Source organism: Delftia sp. WY8, from assembly GCF_018437695.1.
GTDB classification, from domain to species: Bacteria; Pseudomonadota; Gammaproteobacteria; order Burkholderiales; family Burkholderiaceae_C; genus Comamonas; species Comamonas tsuruhatensis.
On sequence record NZ_CP049795.1, the window covers coordinates 6,514,455 to 6,536,739 of the forward strand.

Below are 22,285 nucleotides of genomic sequence, written 5' to 3' on the forward strand. Positions count from 1 at the left end.
ACCTATGGCATTGGTAGACATTCAAGTTCCGGACATCGGCGATTTCGATGAAGTCGGTGTGATCGAAGTGCTGGTCAAGGCCGGCGACCAGATCAAGGCCGAGCAATCGCTGATCACCGTTGAGTCCGACAAGGCATCGATGGAGATTCCGTCCAGCCACGCCGGCGTGCTCAAGGAGCTGCGCGTGAACCTGGGCGACAAGGTCAAGCAAGGCAGCATCATTGCCGTGATCGAGACCGCAGACGCTGCGGCACCGGCACCGGCACCCGCAGCTGCTGCCCCGGCTCCCGTGGCTGCGCCTGCATCTGCTGCGCCTGCGCCGGCCGCTGCTCCCGCTGCCGCGCCTGCGGCCTCGGGCGCCGCCACGCAGATCGACATCAAGATTCCCGACATCGGCGACTTCAAGGACGTGGCCGTGATCGAGATGCTGGTCAAGGTCGGCGACACCGTGACGGCAGAGCAATCGCTGTTCACCGTCGAATCCGACAAGGCCTCGATGGAAATCCCGTCGCCAGCGGCCGGCACCATCACGGCGCTGACGCTCAAGATCGGCGACACGGTCAATGTGGGCGACGTGGTCGGCCAGATGAGCGTGCAGGGCGCTGCCGCGCCTGCAGCCCAGGCTGCGGCCCCGGCACCGGCAACTGCTGCCCCGGCCGCTGCAGCTCCGGTGGCTGCCGCTGCAGCATCGGCTCCTGCCGCTGCACCTGCACACAACCCCACCGTGGCGCCCACGGGCAAGCTGCCCCATGCATCGCCCTCGGTACGCAAGTTCGCCCGCGAACTGGGTGTGCCGCTGGACGAGGTCAAGGGCTCGGGCAACAAGGGCCGCATCACGGCCGACGACATCCAGGCTTTCACCAAGTCCGTCATGGCCGGTGCCGTGCAGACCAAGGCCCAGGCTGCGGCGGCTCCCAAGGGCAGCTCCGGCGGCGGCGCCGGCCTGGACCTGCTGCCCTGGCCCAAGGTGGACTTCGCCAAGTTCGGCCCGGTCGAGCGCAAGGACCTGTCGCGCATCAAGAAGATCAGCGGCGCCAACCTGTCGCGCAACTGGGTCATGATCCCCCACGTCACCAACAACGACGAGGCCGACATCACCGACCTGGAAGCTTTCCGCGTCTCCACCAACAAGGAGAACGAGAAGAGCGGCGTCAAGGTGACCATGCTGGCCTTCGTGATCAAGGCGGTGGTCGCGGCGCTCAAGAAGTTCCCGGAGTTCAACGCCTCGCTGGACGGCGACACCCTTGTCTACAAGCAGTACTTCCACATCGGCTTCGCGGCAGACACGCCCAATGGCCTGGTGGTGCCCGTGCTGCGCGATGCCGACAAGAAGGGCATCCTGCAGATCAGCCAGGAAATGGGCGAGCTGGCCAAGAAGGCCCGCGACGGCAAGCTCGGCGCTGCCGACATGCAGGGCGGCTGCTTCTCGATCTCGTCGCTGGGCGGCATCGGCGGCACGAACTTCACCCCCATCATCAACGCCCCGGAAGTGGCCATCCTCGGCCTGTCCAAGGGCCAGATGAAGCCCGTGTGGGACGGCAAGCAGTTCGTGCCGCGCCTGACGCTGCCGCTGTCGCTGTCCTATGACCACCGTGTCATCGATGGTGCCTCGGCCGCGCGCTTCAATGCCTTCCTGGGCCAAGTGCTGGCGGACTACCGCCGCATCCTGCTGTAAACGGAGGCCCGACACATGGCAATCATCGACATCAAGGTGCCCGATATCGGCGACTTCGCCGAAGTGGGCGTGATCGAACTGCTGGTCAAGCCCGGCGATACCGTGGCGAAGGACCAGTCCCTGATCACCGTGGAGTCCGACAAGGCCTCCATGGAGATTCCTTCCAGCCACGCCGGCGTGGTCAAGGAACTCAAGGTGCAGCTCGGCGACAAGGTCGCCGAGGGCTCCGTGGTCCTGACGCTGGAGGCTGCCGGCGAGGCGGCCGCTGCGCCCCAGGCTGCCGCTGCGGCTCCTGCAGCCGCCAGCGCCGCGGCACCTGCCGTGCCGGCTCCAGCGGCCCCGGCCCCTGCTCCTGCGGCAGCCAGCTACGCGGGTGGCGTGGCCGACTATGACTGCGACGTGGTCGTGCTCGGCGGTGGCCCTGGCGGCTACTCTGCCGCCTTCCGCGCAGCCGACCTGGGCCTGAACGTGGTCATCGTCGAGCGCTACAAGACCCTCGGCGGCGTCTGCCTGAACGTGGGCTGCATTCCCTCGAAGGCGCTGCTGCACGTGGCGGCCGTCGTGGACGAGGTCAAGCATCTGGAAGTGGCAGGCGTCAAGTTCGGCGCGCCCGAGGTCAACATCGACCAGCTGCGCGGCCACAAGGACAAGGTCATCGGCAAGCTGACCGGTGGCCTGGGCCAGATGGCCAAGATGCGCAAGGTCACCGTGGTGCGCGGCTACGGCAATTTCGTCGGCGCCAATCACCTTGAGGTGGAAGAGACCACGGGCGACGGCCAGGAAAAGACCGGCAGCAAGAAGATCGTGCAGTTCAAGCGCGCCATCATTGCCGCCGGCAGCCAGGCCGTGCACCTGCCCTTCATGCCCAAGGACCCGCGCGTGGTGGACTCCACCGGCGCGCTGGACCTGGCCAGCGTGCCCAAACGCATGCTGATCCTGGGCGGCGGCATCATCGGCCTGGAAATGGGCACCGTCTACTCCACGCTGGGCGCACGCCTGGACGTGGTGGAGATGATGGACGGCCTCATGCAGGGCGCCGACCGCGACCTGGTCAAGGTCTGGCAGAAGATGAACGCGCCGCGCTTCGACAACATCATGGTCAACACCAAGACCGTGGGTGCCGAAGCCACGCCCGAAGGCATCAAGGTCAGCTTCGCGCCCGCCAAGGACGGCATCACCGTGCCCGAGCCCCAGGTCTACGACCTGGTGCTGCAGGCCGTGGGCCGCACGCCCAACGGCAAGAAGATCGCCGCCGAGAAGGCCGGCGTGGCCGTCACGGACCGCGGTTTCATCGAAGTCGACATCCAGATGCGCACCAACGTGCCCCACATCTTCGCCATCGGCGACGTGGTGGGCCAGCCCATGCTGGCGCACAAGGCCGTGCACGAGGCCCATGTGGCCGCCGAAGTCATCGCCGGTGAACTGCAGGGCAACAAGGAGCTGGCCGCCAGCGCCTTCAATGCCCGCGTGATCCCCAGCGTGGCCTACACCGACCCGGAAGTGGCGTGGGTGGGCCTGACCGAGGACCAGGCCAAGGCCCAGGGCATCAAGGTCAAGAAGGGGGTCTTCCCCTGGACGGCATCGGGCCGCGCCATTGCCAATGGCCGCGACGAAGGCGTCACCAAGCTGCTGTTCGACGACAGCCCCGAGGCGCATGGCCATGGCCGCATCCTGGGCGGCGGCATCGTCGGCACGCATGCGGGCGACATGATCGGCGAGATCGCGCTGGCCATTGAAATGGGTGCCGACGCCGTGGACATCGGCAAGACCATCCATCCTCACCCCACGCTGGGCGAGAGCCTGGGCATGGCGGCCGAGGTGGCGCACGGCTCCTGCACGGACCTGCCGCCGCAGCGCAAGTAAGCGCAACGCCCGGCCTTCGGAACGGGCAAGGACACAAAGGCAGCTTCGGCTGCCTTTGTGCTTTTGGGGGTAGTACGGGTCGCAGGCCGGCTCAGGCCTGGGAGCGCAGCCACTGCAGCAACTGGGCGTGCACGCCATTCGGTGCAGGCGGGGCAGGGGACAGCAGGCAATAGCGCGATCCATCCTCCACAAAGCCCATGGGCGCTGCCAGCACGCCGCTGGCAATGTCGTCGCGCACCAGCTGCCAGGGGCCTATGGCCACGCCCATTCCGGCCACGGCAGCCTGGAGCGTGAAATAGAAATGTTCGAACTGCAGCTGCGGTCCCGAGGGCTGGGGCTGGCCGCTGTACTCGGCCCAGGTGGCCCAGGCGCCAGGGCGCGTGCGGCTTTGCAGCAAGGGCGCATCGGCGCGCAGCCTGGGCGTGTGCTCTTGCGCGGGGCGGTCGCACCATTGCGCCAGGCGATCGGGCCGGCAGACCGGGCCTATGCGCTCTGCGAACAGCGTTTCGGCATGGCAGCCTGCGGGAAGGGCGAAATCGTCGCGCCGTATGGCCAGGTCGATCCCGTCCGCAAACGAGAACGGGCCGCCGCCGGCCACCAGGTGCAGTTGCAGCTCGGGATGCATTTGCTGGAACTGTGGCCAGCGTGGAATCAGCCAGCGCATCAGCAAGGTGGGTTCGCAGGACAGCACCCAGCGGCGCGCATGCCGCGCGCGTGCGCGCAACTCCTGCGTCGCCTGGCGCATGCGCTCCAGTCCTTCATGCACGGCCTGTGCGAGATGGCGCCCAGCGTCGGTCAGGAAGACGCGGCGGCTGCGGCGGTCAAACAGGGTCACGCCCAGATCGTCTTCCAGCAGGCGCACGGCCCGGCTGATGGCGCCGTGGGTCAGATGCAACTCTTCAGCTGCCTTGCTGAAGTTCTCCCGTCGGGCGGCTGCTTCGAAGCAGCGCAGGGCCTGCAACGACGGCAGCCGCTTGCTGGGAGTCTGTGAATTGAGTTCACTAACTGTGTCAGAAAACATCGTTATGTATTTTCATGGAAGGCCAATACTATCCCGCGTTGCACTGAGTCGAACGGAGAATGCATGACCGAATGGATAGCTGTAGTCACCATTACCTTGCTGGCCGTGATCAGCCCCGGGGCGGATTTCGCCATGGTCACGCGCAACAGCCTGCTGCGCTCGCGCCGCGCGGGCATGCTCACGGCGCTGGGCATAGGCCTGGGCGTGCTGGTCCATGTCAGCTATACCTTGCTTGGTGTGGGGTTGCTGATGCAGCAGGCCACCTGGCTGTTCGATGTGGTCAAGCTGCTGGGTGCAGCCTATCTGATCTATCTGGGCGTGACCATGCTGCGCAGCCGGCCGGACGGAGAAATGGCCAGCCAGCCGGCTGCCGTACTGTCCGACATGGCGGCGCTGCGCACGGGCTTTCTGACGAATGCGCTCAATCCCAAGACCACGGTGTTTGTGGTGAGCCTGTTCCTGCAGATCGTGGGGCAGGACACATCTCTGGCCACGCAACTGGCGTACGGCGGGTTCATCTCGCTGGCCCATGTGGGTTGGTTTTGCATCGTGGCGCTGTGCTTTTCCGCGCAGCGGGTTCGTGCCCGGCTGCTGGCCGTACGGCACTGGATAGACCGGGCCTTTGGCGGCATGTTGGTGGGCTTCGGTGTGTTGCTGGCCAGTGCCAAGCTGAGGCTGTGATGCCATGAAGGCCTGACAGGAATCGGTGGGGGAGGACGGGCGAAAGGCCGCAGCGCATGCGGCCTCTGCCCGGCATGCAAGGCCTGCGAGGTGCCATGGGGTGCCTCGCAGGCCAAGCTGTTTCTGGGGCAGCGGAAATGCCTGGCCGCGCAGCTGGAGCGCCTCACCTGGGCGTTCCAGTGCCACGGGCTATGTCGAATGCGCTGCCGATGCCCGCTGCCGCAAGCCGGTTGGTGGGCAGATGCCAGGGGCGCTGCTTGCGGGCGCCGCTTGGCCTATGCTTTCGATACTTCACACATCACCCACAGGGCGCACGGCATGTGCCCCCAGGAAACCGCATCCAATGGAAACAACAAGGCAGGGGGTGCATCCCTCATGGATCGTCGTGATGGCCGGCGTCAGCGCGGCCCTGCATGTAGGCAAGCTGCCGCCGGCCGTGCCGGTGCTGCAGCAGCAGCTGGGCGTGTCCCTGCTGCAGGCCGGCTTTCTGCTTTCCACCGTGCAGGTGGCCGGCATGCTGCTGGGCTTGGTGGTGGGCCTGGGGGCTGATCGCTGGGGACTGCGGCGCAGCATGCTGGCGGGCCTGCTGTTGATGGCGGGTGCCAGCGCCCTGGGCGCCATCGCCACGGGTTTTGCACCGTTGCTGGCCCTGCGCGCCGTGGAAGGACTGGGCTTTCTGCTGGTCGCCATGCCGGGGCCAGGGCTGATTCGCCGCTGCGTGGCGCCGCACGATCTGAGCGCGCGCATGGGCTGGTGGGGCACCTACATGCCGCTGGGCAGTGCCATCGGCTTGCTGCTGGGTCCCTGGGTGATGGCCTGGGCTTCCTGGCCGCTGTGGTGGCTGCTTCTGGGGCTGGTCTCTGCCCTGGCTTGCGCCGCCGTGTGGTACGGCGTGCCGGCAGACGGCCCGAAGGCACCCGTTGGCACGTCGGCGGCTGGCGGGGGGTGGCGTCCGCGCCTGGCGCTGACTTTGCGCAGCCCTGGCCCCTGGTGCGTGGCGCTGGGCTTTGCCGTGTATTCGGGACAGTGGATGGCCGTCATCGGCTTTCTTCCCACGGTCTATGCCGAGGCGGGCCTGGGAGCGGCGTTGTCGGGCACGCTGACGGCCGTGGTGGCGCTGGCCAACATGGTGGGCAATGTGGCATCGGGCCGTCTGCTGCAAGGCGGCTGGAGCGCATCGCGAGCGCTGCGCCTGGGCTTCGGCTGCATGGCGTTGTGCGCGCTGCTGGCCTATGTGCAATGGCAAGGCCAGCCGTTGGCACCTTTGTGGCTGCGATTTGCTGCGGTAGTTGTGTTCTCGGCAGCGGGGGGACTGATTCCGGGCACGCTGTTTTCCATGGCCGTGCGGCTTGCCCCCGATGAGTCCACTGTTTCGACCACGGTGGGCTTCATGCAGCAATGGTCCAGCGTGGGCCAGTTTGCAGGGCCGCCTCTGGTCGCGGCCGTGGCAGTGCAGGCGGGCGGATGGCAGTGGACCTGGGTGGTGACGGCGGCCATGTGCGCCATCGGCTGGTGGCTGGCCGGCGCCATTGCCCGCATCAGCGCGGCGCCTGCAAGGCAGCGCGAACGCGCTGCCGCCTGATCACGCGTCGCGCGAACCTGTGAGCGCCTTCAGGGCCTCTTCCATCTGTCGTGCGTGGTCCAGCGCGGGCAGCCAGGCCTCAGGCAGCGGCTGGGTGGGCGCCTGGGGGGCCGAGGCGGCCAACCTGCCCAGGGCGTCGTCGGGCTGCAGGGCCACCACGTTGCCATTGGCGGCCAGTTGCCGGCAGGCTTCGATCAGCCATTCACAGTGCAGGACGATGGCGCGCGGCATGAGGCCGCTGTCATGCGACATTCCGCGCACCAGGCTTTCGCCCAGCAGCAGCGCGCTGGCGTACAGGCGCACGGCATGGCGGTCGTAGCGCGCCGTGACGGTCTGCAGTGCCGCGCCACCCAGGCGTCCGCGCACGGACCAGCGGCTGGCGCTTTGCGCCTCCGCCATGGCGGTGCGCAGCGCGCTCAGCGCATCGCTGCTGCGCGTGAGCTGGCCCAGTGCCACAGTGGCGTCGGGTGTGTCGTGGGTGGCGGTGGCACGCAGCGTGGCATCCAGCCCGTCGGCCAGCTGGCCCAGCAACGCGCTTGCCGAACGTGATACGGCACGCAGCGGATTGGCCGTGAAGATGACCTGGCTGAACATCAGGCCCACGCCTGCGCCGACCAGCACGTCGACCAGCCGGGTTTCGCCCGCCGCGCTGGGCCCCATGCTGAGGACCAGCACCACGGAAACGCCGGCCTGTATCGGAACCACAGGCGGCTGCCCCAGCATGGCGGCCAGCGACAGCGCGACCAACGAGGCCAGGCTCAGTCGCAGCAGGGGAATGGTGTCGGGCAGCAGCCAGGCCAGTTCGCCGACGATGATGCCGATGGCGCAGCCCAGCACCAGGCCCCAGGTTTGCTTGAGATGGCTGGGCAGGCCGGGCGCCAGGCAGACCAGGGCGGTGACGGCGGCAAAGACGGGTCTGGGGTGGCCCAGCAGGTAGTGGGACAGTTCCCAGGCCAGCATGGCGCCCAGCGAGGCGGCGATGGCATCGCGCAGCGCCAGCCGCAGGCGGCCTGGCGCCGCGGCCATGCCGCTCTTGAGTGGTCCAGTGGTTGTTTTTGCTTTTGATTTTCGCCAGCGCACGAAGATGGTCCCTCCAGCTTGCGAAATCCAGGTTCGCAAATGCCCAAAAGCATAGCGGCCGATGCAGGGCAGGAGTGCAGGAAAGAGGCTTCTTGCTTGTAAGAAAGCAGCCCGTGCGAGGCGTGTTCAGCCGTGCCTGAGCAGGCCTTCGATGAAGCTCCATTCCTCGGGCGTGACCGGCGTGATCGACAGCCGATTGCCCTTTTGCAGCACACGCATCTGCGCCAGTTCAGGATGCGCGCGCAGCTCGGCAATCTGCAGCGTGCGTGTCTTGCGCAGCGCCTGCACGTCCAGCGTGAGCCAGCGCGGCTTGTCGGGAGAAGACTTGGGGTCGTAGTAAGGGCTGGCCGGGTCGAACTGCGAGGCGTCGGTGCGCAGATTGCCGGCAATGCGGGCGATGCCGTAGATACCGGGCTCAGCACAGCTGGAATGCCAGTACAGCACCCCGTCGCCGACCTGCATGGCATCACGCATGAAGTTGCGCGCCTGGTAGTTGCGCACCCCGTCCCAGGCAATGGTGGCCTGCGGCGCGGCCAGCGCATGGTCTATGGAGTATTCGTCGGGCTCGTTCTTCATGAGCCAGAACTGGCGGGCGGAGGGTGTGGGGGCTGCAGTCATGCAACGATTGTGGCAAATCCCCGGACGCCGTGGCGGCGTTCTGCGCGCGGCGGCAGGAGTGTGTCAGGGGCTGGACAATGGCCTTCAGCCGGGCGCCTTTCCCATGCCCGCGAACCACAGGAATCCTGCATGTCCGACCGCTCCACCTATGTCCCGCCCGCCGTATGGCAGCCTGCGCCCTCGGGCGGCACCTTCGCCAACATCAACCGCCCGGTCGCCGGGCCGACCCACGACAAGACACTGCCGGTGGGGCAGCAGCCTCTGCAGCTGTATTCGCTGGCCACGCCCAACGGCGTGAAGGTCACCATCATGCTGGAGGAGCTGCTGGCGCTGGGCCATGGCGGCGCCGAGTACGACGCCTGGCTGATCCGCATCAGCGATGGCGACCAGTTCTCCAGCGGCTTTGTCGAGGTCAACCCCAATTCCAAGATTCCCGCGCTGGTGGACCGCAGCGTGGAGCCGCCGGTGCGCGTGTTCGAGTCGGGCTCCATCCTGCTGTACCTGGCCGAGAAGTTTGGCGCGCTGCTGCCTGCCGAGCCCGCTGCACGCACCGAGACGCTGAACTGGCTGTTCTGGCAGATGGGATCGGCGCCTTACCTGGGCGGCGGCTTCGGTCATTTCTATGCCTATGCTCCCGAAAAATTCGAGTACCCGATCAACCGGTTCACCATGGAAACCAAGCGCCAGTTGGACGTGCTCAATCGCCAGCTGGCCGAGCACGCCTTCATTGCGGGAGAGCACTACAGCATTGCCGACATCGCCATCTGGCCCTGGTATGGCGCACTGGTGCTCAACGAGGTGTACGGCGCGGCCGAGTTCCTGGCAGCCCATGAGTACACGCATGTGATGCGCTGGGCCCGCGAGATTGCCCAACGGCCGGCGGTGGTGCGCGGCCGCCGCGTCAATCGCACCTGGGGAGACGAGGCCACCCAGGTGCCGGAGCGCCACCGCGCCTCGGACCTGGGCTGATCGCCATTTACTGGGAGCGGCCCCAGGGGCCGCGGTCCGGCTGGCGCCAAAAGCGCGGGCGCTTGCCGGATGGCTCGGCCCCGGGCTCGCCCTCGCCCTTGCCTTTGCCGTGCTCATGCAATTGCTTGCCGGTCTGCTCGACCTTGCGGGCCGTGCGTTCCAGCTGCGTGGGCAGATGCGAGGGAATGTCGAGCTCCGCCTGCTCGACCACACGAATGCAGTCCTGGATGTGGCGCTCTCCCAGGTAGCGCAGCGTGGCGTAGCCCAGGGCGGCCGCTGCAGCCTGGCCGGCCAGCGGCACGTACTTTGCCGCTTGGGTTGCCGTCATGCGCATGCCGGCAGCGCGTGCCAGGCGCACCACCATGTCGCGCGTGATCAGCTTGCCGATCAGTACCGAGCCGACCATGGCCACGGCCTTTTGCACCTGCTCGCGCTTGCCGGGGTCCAGCCTGTCCAGCTGTTCGGGCGTGAGGCCGAACTCACGGTTGATGCGCGGCAGCAGGCGCGCCAGCAGGGCTGCGTCAACCAGCCAGTCCAGCCCCGGGATCGGCAGGCTGCTGGCTGCGGCTCCCACCAGCGCACGCCGGTGCAGCAGCTTGCGCGCGCTCTCTGCGGCCTGCGCCACATCGTGGCGCGGTGGTGGAGGGGGAGGGGTCTTGTCCGATGTGCGAAAGATCATGCGTGCCAGTGGGTCCGGGGCAGATGTCGATCAGGAGAATGCGCCAGCCGGAGGAGGCGGCTGGCGCCGGTGCGGTCAGCGTGCGCTCTTGCTGCGCACCAGGCTGTAGATGAAGAGGATGACGATGGCGCCAACGATGGAGGCGATCCAGCCAGCGGGCTGCCCGGCTTCATACCAGCCCATGGCGACACCGACATAGCTGGCAAGAAACGATCCTGCCACACCAAGCAGGATGGTCATGATCCAGCCAAGGCTGTCGTCGCCGGGTTTGAGTGCGCGCGCCAGCAGGCCAACGACCAGGCCAACGACGAGGGTGCCAATCAAGGACATCATGCTTTTCTCCGAACTGAAGCTTCCATGCCGCGACTCTAGGGCCCGGCGCATGCCGGCCCTGTCGGACAGCGTCTCAACCTGGGACGAAGGCAGTGCAGTGCCCTGAAAAACAAAACGCCTGCATCTGCAGGCGCCTGGACTGGGGGAGGGCAGACAGCCCGCCGTGGTTACTGCAGCTGGCTTGCCTGCATCTGCATGGCCAAGGCAGCCTTGCTGGCATCCAGGCCCAGGCCGTCGGAGTCCTGCACGCGACGGGCGCCATCGAAGCGGCGGGCCCAGTAGGCGCTTTGCATGCTTTCCACGCGCACCTGTGCACCGGTGCGGGGGGCATGAATGAAGTTGCCGTCGCCGACATAGATGCCGACGTGGCTGAAGGCGCGGCGCATGGTGTTGAAGAACACCAGATCGCCGGGCTTGAGTTCGTTCTTGTCGATTTTTTCCGTGGCCTGTGCCTGCTGGTCAGCGCGACGCGGCAGGACCTTGCCCAGGGTCTCGGAGTAGATGGCACGGACAAAGCCGCTGCAGTCGAAGCCGGTCTCGGCACTGTTGCCGCCGCGACGGTAGGGAACGCCGATGAAGCCCATGGCGGTCACGACCAGGTCGGAGGTCTTTTCGGCGACGCTTTGTCGTGCTTCCTTGACGAAGTCGGAAGTGCGCTCCGCCATGTGGTGGCGGGCTTCGCGCAGCTGCGAGATGAGGCTGCGGTTGACCAGCAGCTGGTTCATATCGTCGTCACGCAGCTCGGGCGGGGCCGCGTGTGCAGTGGCGCTGACGAACAGGAGTGCGATAAGCCATCGGGACATGGGGCGCGAGATTACCACGCAAAAACGTAGGACAAATTCGATAAGACCCCCGAAGGCCCGGGTTTTTGAGCCACCTCAGGAATCGCCGGCGCCCGGCGGTGATGGCCCCCAAGCTGCGACAATAGCGGGCTGTCCTGTTTTCCGATAAGAAGGGCGGCCCGCGCTGCCTCGTATTCCAAGAAAGATCCGCCATGCTGCTTGAAGCCTCCGACTCCCAGCTTGTACTCGTCGATTACCAGGAGCGCCTGATGCCGGCCATCTTCGAGGGCCCGGCAGTCCTGGCCAATGCCGTGAAACTGGCTCGTCTGGCGCATCTGGTGGAAGTGCCGGTGTTCGGCACCGAACAGAACCCCTCGCGCCTGGGTGCCAACGATGCCCAACTGCGCGCGCTGTGCGACAGGACACTGTCCAAGATGCATTTCAGCGCCGTGTCCGAAGGACTGGGCGAGTGGCTGCGTCCGCCGGCACGTCCCCAGGGCGGCAATGCGCGCAGCCTGCCCAAGCACCTGCAAAAGCCCCAGCAGCAGGCGCCCGAGCGCAGCATGGTGGTGATTGCCGGCTGCGAAGCCCATGTCTGCCTGCTGCAGACGGCGCTGGAACTGCTGGAAGACGAGTTCGACGTCTGGGTCGTCACCGATGCCTGCAGCTCGCGCACCGAGCGCAACCGCGATGCTGCCTTCGATCGCCTGGCCGGCGCGGGTGCCGAACTGGTGACCACGGAGATGGTGGCCTTCGAGTGGCTGCGCAGCTGCGAGCACCCGGCCTTCAAGGATCTGCTGGCCCTGGTCAAGTAAGCGGCTGAAGCGATGGTTTTCCGTCGAGGCGCCGGCACGGCGCCTTTTTTTACGCCCGTCGCAAGGCGGGGCCATGAAAGACGAATGGGACGGAGGGGGGGGCGGCCCGGGTCGCTGTGCAGGATTTGTCAGCTTTGGGCAAGCGCATTATGAATAATTATGAATTCAGAAGCCGCCAATCCATGACAACGACAGGAGACAGACAATGGCCCCGCGTTTCGACGATTTCCACCGCCGCTCCATCCAGGAGCGCGATGCCTTCTGGGCCGAGCAGGCCGGCCGCATCGACTGGCATGTGCCGCCCCAGCGCATCTGCGACTATGACAACCCGCCGTTCGCCAAGTGGTTCGTGGGCGGCCAGACCAATCTTTGCCACAACGCCGTGGACCGGCACCTGGCCGAGCGCGCCGACCAGAATGCGCTGATCGCCATCTCCACCGAGACCGGCACCGAGAAGGTCTATACCTACCGCGAACTGCATGCCGAGGTGCAGCGCATGGCCGCCGTGCTGCAGTCGCTGGGCGTGCAAAAGGGCGACCGCGTCCAGATCTACATGCCCATGATTGCCGAGGCGGCCTTTGCCATGCTGGCCTGTGCGCGGCTGGGTGCCATCCATTCGGTGGTGTTCGGCGGCTTTGCGTCGGCGGCGCTGGCCTCGCGCATCGACGATGCCGAGCCCAAGGTCATCATCAGTGCCGACGCGGGCTCGCGCGGCGGGCGCGTCGTGGCCTACAAGCCTTTGCTGGACGAGGCCCTGCAACTGGCCAGCCACAAGCCAGCGGCCGTGCTCATCGTGGACCGTGGCCTGGCGCCTGCGCCCATGCGCGCCGGCCGCGACCACGACTGGACCAGCCTGCGTGCGCTGCACGCCGACGCCCAGGTCGCCTGCACCTGGGTGGAATCCACCGACCCCAGCTACACGCTCTACACCAGCGGCACCACGGGGCGCCCCAAGGGCGTGCAGCGCGACACGGGCGGCTACACGGTGGCGCTTGCCGCCAGCATGCCGCTGATCTTCGGGGCCGAGGCGGGCCAGACCTTTTTCTGCACCAGCGACATCGGCTGGGTCGTGGGGCACAGCTACATCATCTATGGGCCCCTGATCGCGGGCATGGCCACCGTGCTCTACGAGGGCCTGCCCATACGCCCCGACGCGGGCATCTGGTGGAGCATCGTGGAGAAGTACCGGGTCACCCACATGTTCTCGGCGCCCACGGCCATCCGCGTGCTCAAGAAGCACGATGCCGAGTACCTGCACCGCCACGATATCTCCAGCCTCAAGGCGCTGTGGCTGGCCGGCGAGCCGCTGGACGAGCCCACGGCGCAGTGGATCAGCCAGGCCCTGGGCAAGCCCATCATCGACAACTACTGGCAGACCGAGACCGGCTGGCCCATCCTCACGCTGTGCAATGGCGTGGAGCAGCAGACCACGCGCTTCGGCAGCCCGGGCAAGGCCGTCTATGGCTATGACGTCAAGCTGATCGACGAGGCCACGGGCGAGGAACTGCTCGGCGCCGGGCAAAAGGGCGTGCTGGCCATCGAAGGGCCGCTGCCACCGGGCTGCATGCAGACCGTCTGGCGAGACGACCAGCGCTTCATCAACACCTACTGGAAGAGCATTCCGGGCCGCATGATCTACAGCACCTTCGACTGGGGCATACGCGACGAGGACGGCTACTTCTTCATCCTGGGCCGTACGGACGACGTGATCAACGTGGCCGGCCACCGCCTTGGCACGCGCGAGATCGAGGAATGCATCTCCGCCCACCCCCAGGTGGCCGAAGTCGCCGTGGTCGGCGTGGCCGATGCGCTCAAGGGCCAGGCGGCGCTGGCCTTTGCCGTGCCGCGCACGGCGCTGGAAGGCGAGGCCGAGCGCGCGGCGCTGGAGGCCGACGTGATGAAGCTGGTCGATGCGCGCCTGGGCGCCGTGGCCCGGCCCTCTCGCGTGGTCTTCGTCAGTGCGTTGCCCAAGACGCGCAGCGGCAAGCTGCTGCGCCGCGCCATGCAGGCCGTGGCTGAGGGGCGCGACCCGGGCGACCTCAGCACCATGGAAGACCCGGCTGCGCTGGCCCAGGTGCAGCAGCAGCTGTGAGGCAGGGCACGCGCCGCAACCGCTTGCAGCCGGGGTGATGTGCGCCGGCGCCCCTGCCTGCCGCGCCTACAATCGCGCCTTGGGCCGCAGCCGGGCCAGGTCCCCAGGCTGCGGCGCCCTGTTTTCAACCGACGAGAAAGCGTTTTCGACGTGCAGGTCGCATCTTCCATCTTCAAAGCCTATGACATCCGCGGCATCGTGCCGTCCACGCTCAACGAGGAGGTCGCGCTCGGCGTGGGCCGCGCCTTCGGCATGGCGGCCCTGGCGGCCGGCGAGACCGTGGTGGCCGTGGGACGCGATGGCCGCCTGTCGGGACCCTCGCTGTCCGCGGCGCTGATCGCCGGGCTGACCGAGGTCGGCATCGAGGTGATCGACATCGGCCTGGCCACCACGCCCATGCTGTACTACGCAGCCAGCACGCTGGCGCGCTCGGGCATCCAGGTCACGGGCAGCCACAACCCCAAGGACTACAACGGTTTCAAGATGGTGCTGGCCGGCCGCGCCATCTACGGCGAGGAAATCCAGGCCCTGCGCCGCCGCGTCGAAAGCGATGACTGGACGATCACGGGCACCGGCAGCGTGCGCCGCGCCGATGTGCAGGCCGACTACCAAGCGCGCATCGTGGGTGATGTGAAGCTGGCGCGCCCCATCAAGATCGTGGTGGACTGCGGCAACGGCGTGGCCGGTGCCTCGGCGCCCGGCATCTTCCGCGCCCTGGGTTGCGAGGTGATCGAGCTGTTCTCCGAAGTGGACGGTGAATTCCCCAACCACCATCCCGACCCCAGCAAGCCCGAGAACCTGCGCGACGTGATCGAGGCGCTGCGCACCTCGGACGCCGAACTGGGCCTGGCCTTCGATGGTGACGGCGACCGCCTGGGCATCGTCACCAAGGACGGCCAGAACATCTTCCCCGACCGCCAGATGATGCTGTTCGCCAAGGACGTGCTCTCGCGCGTGCCGGGCGGCAGCATCGTCTACGACGTGAAATGCACGCAGCGCCTGGCGCCCGCCATCCGCGAGGCCGGGGGCGAGCCCGTGATGTTCAAGACCGGGCACTCCCTGGTCAAGGCCCGCATGAAGGAACTGGACGCGCCGCTGGGCGGCGAGATGAGCGGCCACATCTTCTTCAAGGAGCGCTGGTATGGCTTCGATGACGGCACCTACGCGGGCTGCCGCCTGCTGGAGATCGTCAGCCGCGAGGCCGACCCCAGCGCCTTGCTCAACGCGCTGCCCACCAGCTTTTCCACCCCGGAACTGAATGTGGCCTGCGCCGAGGGCGAGCCCCATCGCCTGGCCGCCGAACTGCAGGCCCTGGCCGCCGAGACCTTTGCCGCACCGGCCCAGGTCAGCACCATCGACGGCCTGCGCGTGGACTGGGCCGACGGCTTCGGCCTGATCCGCGCCAGCAACACCACGCCCGTGCTGGTGCTGCGCTTCGAGGGCCAGACCCAGGAGGCGCTGTCGCGCATCGAGACGCAGATGCTGGCGCTGCTGGAGCGCGTCAAGCCCGGCGCGCAGGTTGGCGGTGCCGCGCACTGATTTGCGCGCCAGGCGATGACTTCCCGCTCTCCCACGTCCTGGGCGCGCGCGCTGTACAGCGCTGTGACCTGGGCGGCGCAGCCGCTGCTGCGACGCAAGCTGCTGCGCCGCGCCGAGGCCGAGCCCGTCTATGCCGAGCACATTCCCGAGCGCTTTGGCCGCTACCAGCCGGCCACGCTGGGGCAGGACGGACGCGGCCGGTGGATCTGGATTCACGCCGTATCGCTGGGCGAGACGCGCGCTGCCGCCATCTTGCTGACCGCGCTGCGCGAGCGCCTGCCCGGCATGCGCCTGCTGCTGACCCATGGCACGGCCACGGGCCGCACCGAAGGCCGCCGGCTGCTGCAGCCCGGCGACCTGCAGGTCTGGCAGCCCTGGGATACGCCAGCGGCCGTGCGCCGCTTCGTGCAGCAATTCAGGCCCGCGGTCGGCGTGCTCATGGAAACCGAGGTCTGGCCCAATCTGGTCGCCATCTGCCGCGAAGAGGGCGTGCCGCTGGGGCTGGCCAATGCGCGGCTCAGCGACAAATCGCTGGGCCAGGCGCTGCGCGTGGCGCCGCTGGCGCGCCCTACCTATGCCGCCCTGGCCGCCGCCTGGGCACAGACCGAGGACGATGCCCGGCGCCTGCGCCTGCTGGGTGCGCCCGTGCGCGGCGTGCTCGGCAACCTGAAATTCGATGCGCGTCCGGACGCGGCGCTGCTGGAGCGCGCCCGGCAATGGAAGTCCGGCCTGTCCCGCCCTGTGGTGCTGCTGGCCAGCAGCCGGGAGGGCGAGGAGGCCATGCTGCTGTCCGCCCTGCGCACGCTGGGGCCTGTGGGCCGGGCCGTGCAATGGCTGGTCGTGCCGCGCCATCCGCAGCGCTTTGACGAAGTGGCGGCGCTGCTGGCTGGCGGCGGCCTGCATGTCTCGCGCCGCAGCCAGTGGGTGGGTGGCCCGCCCTGCGGGGCTGCGGCGGATGACATCGACATCTGGCTGGGTGATTCGCTGGGCGAGATGGCCCTGTACTACGGCCTGGCCGATGCCACGCTCATGGGCGGCAGCTTTGCGCCGCTGGGTGGACAGAACCTCATCGAGGCCCTGGCCTGCGACTGCCCCGTGGTGCTGGGGCCGCATACCTTCAACTTCAGCGAAGCCTCGGACCTGGCCTGCGAAGCCGGCGCCGCGCTGCGCGCCCCCGACCTGGAGCACGGGCTGCGCCTGGCCGTGGACCTGGCCGGGGACCGCCAGTCCCACGCCCATGCCGTGGCCCAGGCGCGCGGCTTCCTGGACCAGCACCGTGGGGCCGCACGGGCCACGGCGCAGGCGGTGGCCGGGCTGGTGCAGTCCCAACCGTTGCGCTGAGCACTAGGTTTTCGGCTGGCGGTATCCGCAGGTCGGATCAGCCGGCGTCCTGCAGCACGGGCAGGCTGACACTCGCCAGCAGCCCTCCATCCTCCGCACTGAGCAGCTCGATGCTGCCGTCGTGCCGCTCGGTCACGGTCCTGGCGATGGCCAGGCCCAGGCCGCTGCCGCTTTGGCTCTGGTCGGGTACGCGGAAGAAGCGGTCGAAGACACGCTGGCGCCAGGCCTCGGCAATGCCCGGGCCACGGTCGCGCACCTGGAGCACGGCCTGGTCGCCCTGGCGCTGCAGGCGCACGCTGATGGTGGCGTGGGCGGGGCTGTATTTGATGGCGTTGTCCACGAGGTTGTCGATCAGCGAGACCAGGCCTTCGCGTTCGCCCATCACGCTCAGTGGCTCGCTGGCTTCCAGGGCCAGTTCCACCGGGCGGCGGCAGGCCAGGGCGTCGAGTGCGGCGAGCCGGTCTTCCAGCAGCAGGTCCAGGCGCAGCGGCTGCATGGCCATGCCGGGCGCTTCGGTCTCGCTGCGCATGAGCTGCAGCAGCTGGGCCACCATGCGGCTGGCGCGCTGGTTGCTGCGCAGCAGGCTGTCCATGAGTTCCTGCTGGCGCGGTTCGCTGCCAAGGCGCAGCAGGGCCTCGACGTTGACGTGCATGGCGGCCAGCGGCGTGCGCAGTTCGTGGGCTGCATCGGCGATGAGGTTGCGCTCGCGCTCGCTGCTGGAGCGCACGCGGGCCAGCAGGGCGTTGATGTCCTGCACCAGCGGCCGCAGCTCGGCGTGTGGCGGCGCATAGGTGAGCGCGCTGAGGTCGTCGGGGCCGCGTGTGGCCAGCTCGTCACCCACGCGGCGCAGCGGGCGCAGTGCCGCGCGTACCGACCACCAGGCCGGAAAGGCCAGGAAGGGCAGGCTGATCAGCAGCGGCAGCAGGTAGTAGCTGCGGGTGTTGAGTGTGATCAGCAGTTCCTTGAAGGACGGCAGCATCAGCGTGACTTCGGTCTGGCCCGAGGCCGAGCGCAGCGTGCTCATGCGCCAGGTCTGCCCTTCGAAATCTATGTCCTCGACCGTGTCCAGCACGCGGTTGCGCAGCGTGGGCGCCGGCGTGGGCGAGCGGTACAGGAGCTGGCCGCGCTGCCAGACCAGGAGCGTGGGCGTGAAGCGGATGTCGTCGTCTCCGTCGCCGTACTCATGGCGCAGGGCCGTGTCCAGCGCGGCCAGGCTGTGCTGCTGGCGGTCCGGAAGGTCGGCCAGGTCCTCGGCCACAGCCATGACGAGCTCGTAGACAGGCTTGCTGACGAGCAATTCATTGTGGAAGTGGGCCATGTAGATGGCTGCCACCAGCAACGCGGTCCAGATCGCGGTGAGCACGCCCATCTGGGCCAGCAGCATCCGCCGGCCCAGTGTGGGCCGCAGCCAGCGGCGCCATCTCGGGCTGGCCTGGTGCCCCTGCAGGGTGTGCGATGTCATGGTCAGGACAGGGGTGCCATCGGCTGCGAGTCGATGACATAGCCAATGCCGCGCACCGTGCGTATGAAGCCCGGCCCGATCTTGCGGCGCAGGTTGGAGACATGGACCTCCAGCGCATTGCTGCCGTTGGCGCTGCCGCCCGGGATGACTTCCTCCTCGATGCCGCTGCGCGTGACCACGCGGTCCATGCGCCGCAGCAGCAGGGCCAGCAGGTCGAATTCGCAGCGGGACAGCTCGACGTTCTGGCCTGCAACGCTGACACGGCGCGTGGGCTCGTGCAGCGACAGGCCGCGCAGATGCAGCGTGCCGTCGCCCTGCCCATAGCTGCGGCGTGCCAGGGCGCGCACGCGTGACACCAGTTCGACCAGGGCAAAGGGCTTGACCAGATAGTCATCGGCGCCGCTGTCCAGGCCGTGCAGCCGGTCGTGCAGGCTGTCGCGTGCGCTCAGGATCAGCACGGGCAGGCGGCGCCATTCGCGGCGCAGGCGCGTGAGCAGGCTGATGCCGTCGCCATCGGGCAGGCCCAGGTCCAGCAGCACCATCTCGAAGCTTTGCTGCTCCAGAGTGCGCAGCGCATCGGACAGGCGGCGCACCCAGACCACGTCCATGGCGTGATCGCCCAATGCGATGCGCACGCCATTGCCCAGATCCAGATCGTCCTCCACCAGCAGCAGTCTCATCGTGTGTTTCCTGTGCCGCTCCCATGCCGCGGACCGGCGCCTGCGGGAGGGCTGCCGCGAGTATCGGTCAAGGCGGGGACGATGCGCTTCAGCATCCCTTCAGGAAAGCCGGGGCAGGTCTTCAGGCTGGTTTGCCACAGTGGCCCGCTCGACAACTCCCACGAAGGCAAGGCGCGCATGCCAAGACTCTCCCGCTGTTCCTTGCTGAGCCGCCTGGCGGCGCTGTGCGCGCTGGCTGCCTGGATGCTGGTCGTGGCGGGTTTGCGTGCCTCGGCTTTGCCAGAGCACAGGGCTGCGGCGCCAGGCGCGCGGCCCGCGGCGGCCGGGCATCAGCCGGGGGCACTGCCGGCCGTGCGGGCGCTTCAGGGATTCAAGGGGCTGGCGCGCGGAGCGACAGCGCATCGATGGCGCGCAGGTCGTCGTCGCTGAGCGTGCCGGCGGCCTGGCGCAACTTGAGCTGGCCCAGCAGCACCTGGTAGCGCGCCAGGGCCAGGTCGCGCTGGGTCTGGTAGAGCTGGCTTTGCGCGTTGAGCACGTCGATGTTGATGCGCACGCCGACCTCGTAGCCGAGCTTGTTGGCGTCCAGCGCGCTTTGGCTGGACGCCAGCGCGGCCTCCAGCGCCTTGACCTGGGCCTGGCCCGACTGCACGCCGAAGAAGGCCGTGCGCGTGCTCTGCTCCACGTTGCGCTGGGCGTCGTCCAGCTGTGCGCGCGCCTTGTCTTCCAGCGCCAGGGTTTCCTTGATGCGGTTTTGCACGGCAAAGCCGGCGAACAGGGGCAGGTTCATGACCACGCCCACGCTGGCGGCATTGGTCCGGTAGCTGGTGCCGATCTGCGGTGTGACCGAGCCATTGGGATAGCGGTTGACCACGTAGCCGGCCTGCAGGTCCACGGTGGGCTTGTGGCCGGCCTCGGCTTTCTTCGTTTCCAGCTGGGCGATGTCCAGCGCCAGGCGGGCCTGGCGCAGCTGGGGCTGGCCTTGCAGTGCGGTGTCCACCCAGGCCTGGGCGTCGGAGGGCATCAGGGCCGGCAACTGCAGCGGCTGGGCCAGGGGGCGGGGCACTGTGCCCACGGCGCCAACGATCTGGTCCAGCACCAGGCGCTTGACACGCAGGTCGTTCTCGGCGGCGATTTCCTGCGCGCCGGCCAAGTCGAACCGCGCCTGGGCTTCGCGCGAGTCGGTGATGGTGGCCGTGCCGACCTCGAAGTTGCGCTTGGCGAATTCCAGCTGCTGAGCAATGGCTGCCTTCTGTGCCTTGACCACGGCCAGGCTGTCCTGGGCGCCGAGGACATCGAAGTAGGCCTGGGCCACTCGCACCAGCAGGTTCTGCTCGCCGCTGTCCAACTGGGCGCGCGCCACGTCCACGCCGCGCTGGCCCTGGTCGTAGGCGATCTTGTTGGCCGGGCGGTACAGCGGCTGCTGGGCGCTGAGCTGCAGGTTCTGCTGGGGCGAGCGAAAGCTCCCCGGCAGCACGCTGACTTCCACATGCGAGGTGTTGGCACCGGCCTGCAGGCCCACGCTGGGCAACAGGCCCGAGCGTGCCTGCTCGGCGCGGCTGGCGGCGGCCTGGGCGTCGGCCTGCTGGGCCTGCCACTGGGCGTCGTAGCCGCGGGCCTTGGCCACCAGTTCGGACAGGTTCTGGCCCGAGGCCGCAGACGCTGTCAGAGAGGGCAGGGCAGACTGCGGGGCCGCAGGGGCGGGCGCAAGGACGGCTGGGGCAGGAGCCTGTGCCAGGGCCGAGCCCATGCCGGCCGCGCACAGCAGCAAGGCCATGTGGCGCAGGGGCCAGGCGTATGGGCGGGTCAGGGCGGAAGCGACAGGGGCAAGGGGCCGAAGCAGGGGCATAGAGGTCCTCGAATCAAAACACAGTCGTCACGAAGCACCGGGGACGGCGGGTGTACCGCCGTGTCCCGGGTTTCTTTTGCGTGTTGCCGCTCAGTAGCGCGGCACGCCTGGGTCGCGCTCGCGCGACCAGGCATCGATGCCTCCGCTGATATTGGCCACGGTCTCGAAGCCGTTGTTCATCAGGAAGGCAGCGACATGCATGCTGCGTGCGCCGTGATGGCACAGGCAGGCTGTGGGGTGATCCGGATCGAGTTCCTGCAGGCGCGAGGGAATCTCGCCCATGGGGATGCAGCGCAGCTCGAAGCCCTCGGGGCGTACGCTGGCCTGGGCCACTTCCCAGGGCTCGCGCACGTCCAGCACCAGGGGCAGGGCATCGGAGCCGCTGGAGTGCTGGTTCAGCCAATCGTTGAGTTGCGCGGGAGGCACTTGGGGAAGCATCGGAAAGATCCTTGCGGAATGGAGTGGAGTTGCCGCAGCGGCCGAAATCCTCTGGACCCCGGCCGCCGTGGCGGATTTCAGAACGTGAAGCGCGAAGGCTCTTCGAAGTTGGCCAGGCGTGCGGTCACCACGTCCCAAGGCTGGCTGGTTTCGAACTGGTGGCCGTTCTTTTGCACCAGCGTGAAACGCATCATGGGCAGTTGGCCGACGATGGCTGCCAGGCGGCCGCCGTCGTTGAGCTGGGCCAGCAGGGCCTGCGGCACCTGGGCGACCGAGCCGCTGAGCACGATGGCGTCGAACTGGCCCAGAGCGGCCGCTGCCGTGGCGCCATCGGCCAGCTTGACCTCGGCATTGGTGATGCCGGCGCCCAGCAGGTTCTCGCGGGCCATCTCGGCCAGCTCGGGCACGATCTCCAGTGTCACGACTTCCTTGGCCTGGGCCGCCAGCAGGGCGGCCATGTAGCCCGAGCCGGCGCCGATTTCCAGCACGCGGTCGGTGGGCTTGATCTTCAGGTCCTGCAGCATGCGGGACTCGATGCGCGGGGCCAGCATGCACCAGCCCTTGGCGGCGGCTTCCTCGGCCGGGGCGACCAGGGGGATTTCCAGGTCCATGAAGGCCAGGCCGGCATGCTCGGGCGGCACGAAATTCTCGCGGTGCACCTTGCCCAGCAGTGCCAGCACTTCTTCATCAAGCACGTTCCAGGGGCGGATCTGTTGCTCGATCATGTTGTAGCGCGCGTGCGCTTGGGCGCTGTGGTGTTCGGGCAGGCTGTTCAGGGGCAGGCTCATG

Annotated in this window: 20 protein-coding genes; 9 read left to right on the top strand and 11 right to left on the bottom strand. The window is 67.9% G+C overall.

Features of this window, described 5'->3' with window-relative positions:
* Positions 1-4: 4 nt before the first annotated feature.
* Together aceF and lpdA are read left to right on the top strand one after the other, a co-directional pair.
* Positions 5-1,675, top strand: coding sequence for a dihydrolipoyllysine-residue acetyltransferase (aceF, locus tag G4D77_RS29825; protein ID WP_154834215.1), 1,671 nt, complete (start codon positions 5-7; stop codon positions 1,673-1,675).
* A 15-nt stretch (positions 1,676-1,690) separates the two neighbouring features.
* Positions 1,691-3,538, top strand: coding sequence for a dihydrolipoyl dehydrogenase (lpdA, locus tag G4D77_RS29830; RefSeq protein ID WP_209801899.1), 1,848 nt, complete (start codon positions 1,691-1,693; stop codon positions 3,536-3,538).
* 91 nt (positions 3,539-3,629) lie between these two features.
* Here lpdA and G4D77_RS29835 read toward each other — a convergent pair whose 3' ends face one another.
* Positions 3,630-4,559, bottom strand: a complete 930-nt coding sequence (locus G4D77_RS29835) for a LysR family transcriptional regulator (protein ID WP_016451704.1) — start codon at positions 4,557-4,559, stop codon at positions 3,630-3,632.
* 63 nt (positions 4,560-4,622) lie between these two features.
* Between G4D77_RS29835 and G4D77_RS29840 the strand changes: the two genes are divergently transcribed.
* A complete protein-coding gene (locus tag G4D77_RS29840; protein WP_016451705.1) occupies positions 4,623-5,240 on the top strand; it encodes a LysE family translocator in 618 nt (205 codons plus the stop codon).
* A 343-nt stretch (positions 5,241-5,583) separates the two neighbouring features.
* Positions 5,584-6,822, top strand: a complete 1,239-nt coding sequence (locus tag G4D77_RS29845) for an MFS transporter (protein WP_016447102.1) — start codon at positions 5,584-5,586, stop codon at positions 6,820-6,822.
* On the opposite strand, the gene G4D77_RS29850 is transcribed toward G4D77_RS29845, so the two are convergent.
* Positions 6,823-7,848, bottom strand: coding sequence for an FUSC family protein (locus G4D77_RS29850; RefSeq protein WP_017405853.1), 1,026 nt, complete (start codon positions 7,846-7,848; stop codon positions 6,823-6,825).
* A gap of 180 nt (positions 7,849-8,028) precedes the next feature.
* Positions 8,029-8,520 (bottom strand): EVE domain-containing protein, encoded by a 492-nt coding sequence (locus G4D77_RS29855; RefSeq protein ID WP_016447100.1) that lies wholly within the window; start codon positions 8,518-8,520, stop codon positions 8,029-8,031.
* 129 nt (positions 8,521-8,649) lie between these two features.
* Between G4D77_RS29855 and yghU the strand changes: the two genes are divergently transcribed.
* Positions 8,650-9,489, top strand: a complete 840-nt coding sequence (gene yghU / locus G4D77_RS29860; RefSeq protein ID WP_016447099.1) for a glutathione-dependent disulfide-bond oxidoreductase — start codon at positions 8,650-8,652, stop codon at positions 9,487-9,489.
* A gap of 7 nt (positions 9,490-9,496) precedes the next feature.
* Here the strand turns inward: yghU and G4D77_RS29865 are convergent, their stop codons facing one another.
* The 3 genes from G4D77_RS29865 to G4D77_RS29875 all read right to left on the bottom strand — a co-directional run bounded on the left by G4D77_RS29865 (position 9,497) and on the right by G4D77_RS29875 (position 11,304).
* Positions 9,497-10,168, bottom strand: a complete 672-nt coding sequence (locus G4D77_RS29865; RefSeq protein WP_213757825.1) for a hypothetical protein — start codon at positions 10,166-10,168, stop codon at positions 9,497-9,499.
* A 75-nt stretch (positions 10,169-10,243) separates the two neighbouring features.
* Complete coding sequence (locus G4D77_RS29870; protein ID WP_154834219.1) at positions 10,244-10,501, bottom strand: GlsB/YeaQ/YmgE family stress response membrane protein; 258 nt, start codon at positions 10,499-10,501, stop codon at positions 10,244-10,246.
* Positions 10,502-10,668: 167 nt separating this feature from the next.
* Positions 10,669-11,304: a C40 family peptidase gene (locus tag G4D77_RS29875; protein ID WP_016447097.1), complete on the bottom strand. Its 636-nt coding sequence runs from the start codon at positions 11,302-11,304 to the stop codon at positions 10,669-10,671.
* A 191-nt stretch (positions 11,305-11,495) separates the two neighbouring features.
* Here G4D77_RS29875 and G4D77_RS29880 point away from each other — a divergent pair, with 191 nt between their 5' ends.
* The 4 genes from G4D77_RS29880 (at position 11,496) to G4D77_RS29895 (ending at position 17,070) form a co-directional block, all read left to right on the top strand.
* Positions 11,496-12,098 (top strand): isochorismatase family protein, encoded by a 603-nt coding sequence (locus tag G4D77_RS29880; protein ID WP_016447096.1) that lies wholly within the window; start codon positions 11,496-11,498, stop codon positions 12,096-12,098.
* Positions 12,099-12,303: 205 nt separating this feature from the next.
* The gene (locus G4D77_RS29885) at positions 12,304-14,190 is read left to right on the top strand and encodes a propionate--CoA ligase (protein ID WP_154834220.1); all 1,887 of its coding nucleotides are present in this window, start codon (positions 12,304-12,306) and stop codon (positions 14,188-14,190) included.
* 150 nt (positions 14,191-14,340) lie between these two features.
* Complete coding sequence (locus tag G4D77_RS29890; RefSeq protein ID WP_016447094.1) at positions 14,341-15,729, top strand: phosphomannomutase/phosphoglucomutase; 1,389 nt, start codon at positions 14,341-14,343, stop codon at positions 15,727-15,729.
* A 15-nt stretch (positions 15,730-15,744) separates the two neighbouring features.
* Positions 15,745-17,070, top strand: coding sequence for a 3-deoxy-D-manno-octulosonic acid transferase (locus G4D77_RS29895; protein ID WP_154834221.1), 1,326 nt, complete (start codon positions 15,745-15,747; stop codon positions 17,068-17,070).
* Between the two features lie 37 nt (positions 17,071-17,107).
* Here G4D77_RS29895 and G4D77_RS29900 read toward each other — a convergent pair whose 3' ends face one another.
* The 5 genes from G4D77_RS29900 to G4D77_RS29920 form a co-directional block, all read right to left on the bottom strand.
* On the bottom strand, positions 17,108-18,532 hold the full coding sequence (locus G4D77_RS29900; RefSeq protein WP_154834222.1) for a sensor histidine kinase: 1,425 nt from the start codon (positions 18,530-18,532) through the stop codon (positions 17,108-17,110).
* A gap of 2 nt (positions 18,533-18,534) precedes the next feature.
* A complete protein-coding gene (locus G4D77_RS29905) occupies positions 18,535-19,212 on the bottom strand; it encodes a response regulator (protein ID WP_012205784.1) in 678 nt (225 codons plus the stop codon).
* Between the two features lie 370 nt (positions 19,213-19,582).
* Positions 19,583-21,058: a TolC family outer membrane protein gene (locus tag G4D77_RS29910; protein WP_154834223.1), complete on the bottom strand. Its 1,476-nt coding sequence runs from the start codon at positions 21,056-21,058 to the stop codon at positions 19,583-19,585.
* A gap of 90 nt (positions 21,059-21,148) precedes the next feature.
* Positions 21,149-21,496: a rhodanese-like domain-containing protein gene (locus G4D77_RS29915; RefSeq protein ID WP_012205782.1), complete on the bottom strand. Its 348-nt coding sequence runs from the start codon at positions 21,494-21,496 to the stop codon at positions 21,149-21,151.
* Positions 21,497-21,573: 77 nt separating this feature from the next.
* Positions 21,574-22,284 carry a protein-L-isoaspartate O-methyltransferase family protein gene (locus G4D77_RS29920; protein WP_012205781.1) on the bottom strand — a complete coding sequence of 237 codons (711 nt, stop codon included), beginning with the start codon at positions 22,282-22,284 and terminating at the stop codon, positions 21,574-21,576.
* Between the last annotated feature and the right edge of the window lies 1 nt (position 22,285).

Bases quoted from the DNA above. Each gene is read 5' to 3' on its own strand.
- G4D77_RS29875 (WP_016447097.1), bottom strand. From the start codon at position 11,304: ATGTCCCGATGGCTTATCGCACTCCTGTTCGTCAGCGCCACTGCACAC.
- G4D77_RS29900 (WP_154834222.1), bottom strand. From the start codon at position 18,532: ATGACATCGCACACCCTGCAGGGGCACCAGGCCAGCCCGAGATGGCGC.
- G4D77_RS29835 (WP_016451704.1), bottom strand. From the start codon at position 4,559: ATGTTTTCTGACACAGTTAGTGAACTCAATTCACAGACTCCCAGCAAG.
- G4D77_RS29895 (WP_154834221.1), top strand. From the start codon at position 15,745: ATGACTTCCCGCTCTCCCACGTCCTGGGCGCGCGCGCTGTACAGCGCT.
- G4D77_RS29845 (WP_016447102.1), top strand. From the start codon at position 5,584: ATGGAAACAACAAGGCAGGGGGTGCATCCCTCATGGATCGTCGTGATG.
- G4D77_RS29915 (WP_012205782.1), bottom strand. From the start codon at position 21,496: ATGCTTCCCCAAGTGCCTCCCGCGCAACTCAACGATTGGCTGAACCAG.
- G4D77_RS29850 (WP_017405853.1), bottom strand. From the start codon at position 7,848: ATGGCCGCGGCGCCAGGCCGCCTGCGGCTGGCGCTGCGCGATGCCATC.
- G4D77_RS29855 (WP_016447100.1), bottom strand. From the start codon at position 8,520: ATGACTGCAGCCCCCACACCCTCCGCCCGCCAGTTCTGGCTCATGAAG.
- G4D77_RS29880 (WP_016447096.1), top strand. From the start codon at position 11,496: ATGCTGCTTGAAGCCTCCGACTCCCAGCTTGTACTCGTCGATTACCAG.
- G4D77_RS29910 (WP_154834223.1), bottom strand. From the start codon at position 21,058: ATGCCCCTGCTTCGGCCCCTTGCCCCTGTCGCTTCCGCCCTGACCCGC.
- G4D77_RS29885 (WP_154834220.1), top strand. From the start codon at position 12,304: ATGGCCCCGCGTTTCGACGATTTCCACCGCCGCTCCATCCAGGAGCGC.
- G4D77_RS29920 (WP_012205781.1), bottom strand. From the start codon at position 22,284: ATGAGCCTGCCCCTGAACAGCCTGCCCGAACACCACAGCGCCCAAGCG.
- G4D77_RS29840 (WP_016451705.1), top strand. From the start codon at position 4,623: ATGACCGAATGGATAGCTGTAGTCACCATTACCTTGCTGGCCGTGATC.
- G4D77_RS29865 (WP_213757825.1), bottom strand. From the start codon at position 10,168: ATGATCTTTCGCACATCGGACAAGACCCCTCCCCCTCCACCACCGCGC.
- G4D77_RS29905 (WP_012205784.1), bottom strand. From the start codon at position 19,212: ATGAGACTGCTGCTGGTGGAGGACGATCTGGATCTGGGCAATGGCGTG.
- G4D77_RS29870 (WP_154834219.1), bottom strand. From the start codon at position 10,501: ATGATGTCCTTGATTGGCACCCTCGTCGTTGGCCTGGTCGTTGGCCTG.
- lpdA (WP_209801899.1), top strand. From the start codon at position 1,691: ATGGCAATCATCGACATCAAGGTGCCCGATATCGGCGACTTCGCCGAA.
- yghU (WP_016447099.1), top strand. From the start codon at position 8,650: ATGTCCGACCGCTCCACCTATGTCCCGCCCGCCGTATGGCAGCCTGCG.
- aceF (WP_154834215.1), top strand. From the start codon at position 5: ATGGCATTGGTAGACATTCAAGTTCCGGACATCGGCGATTTCGATGAA.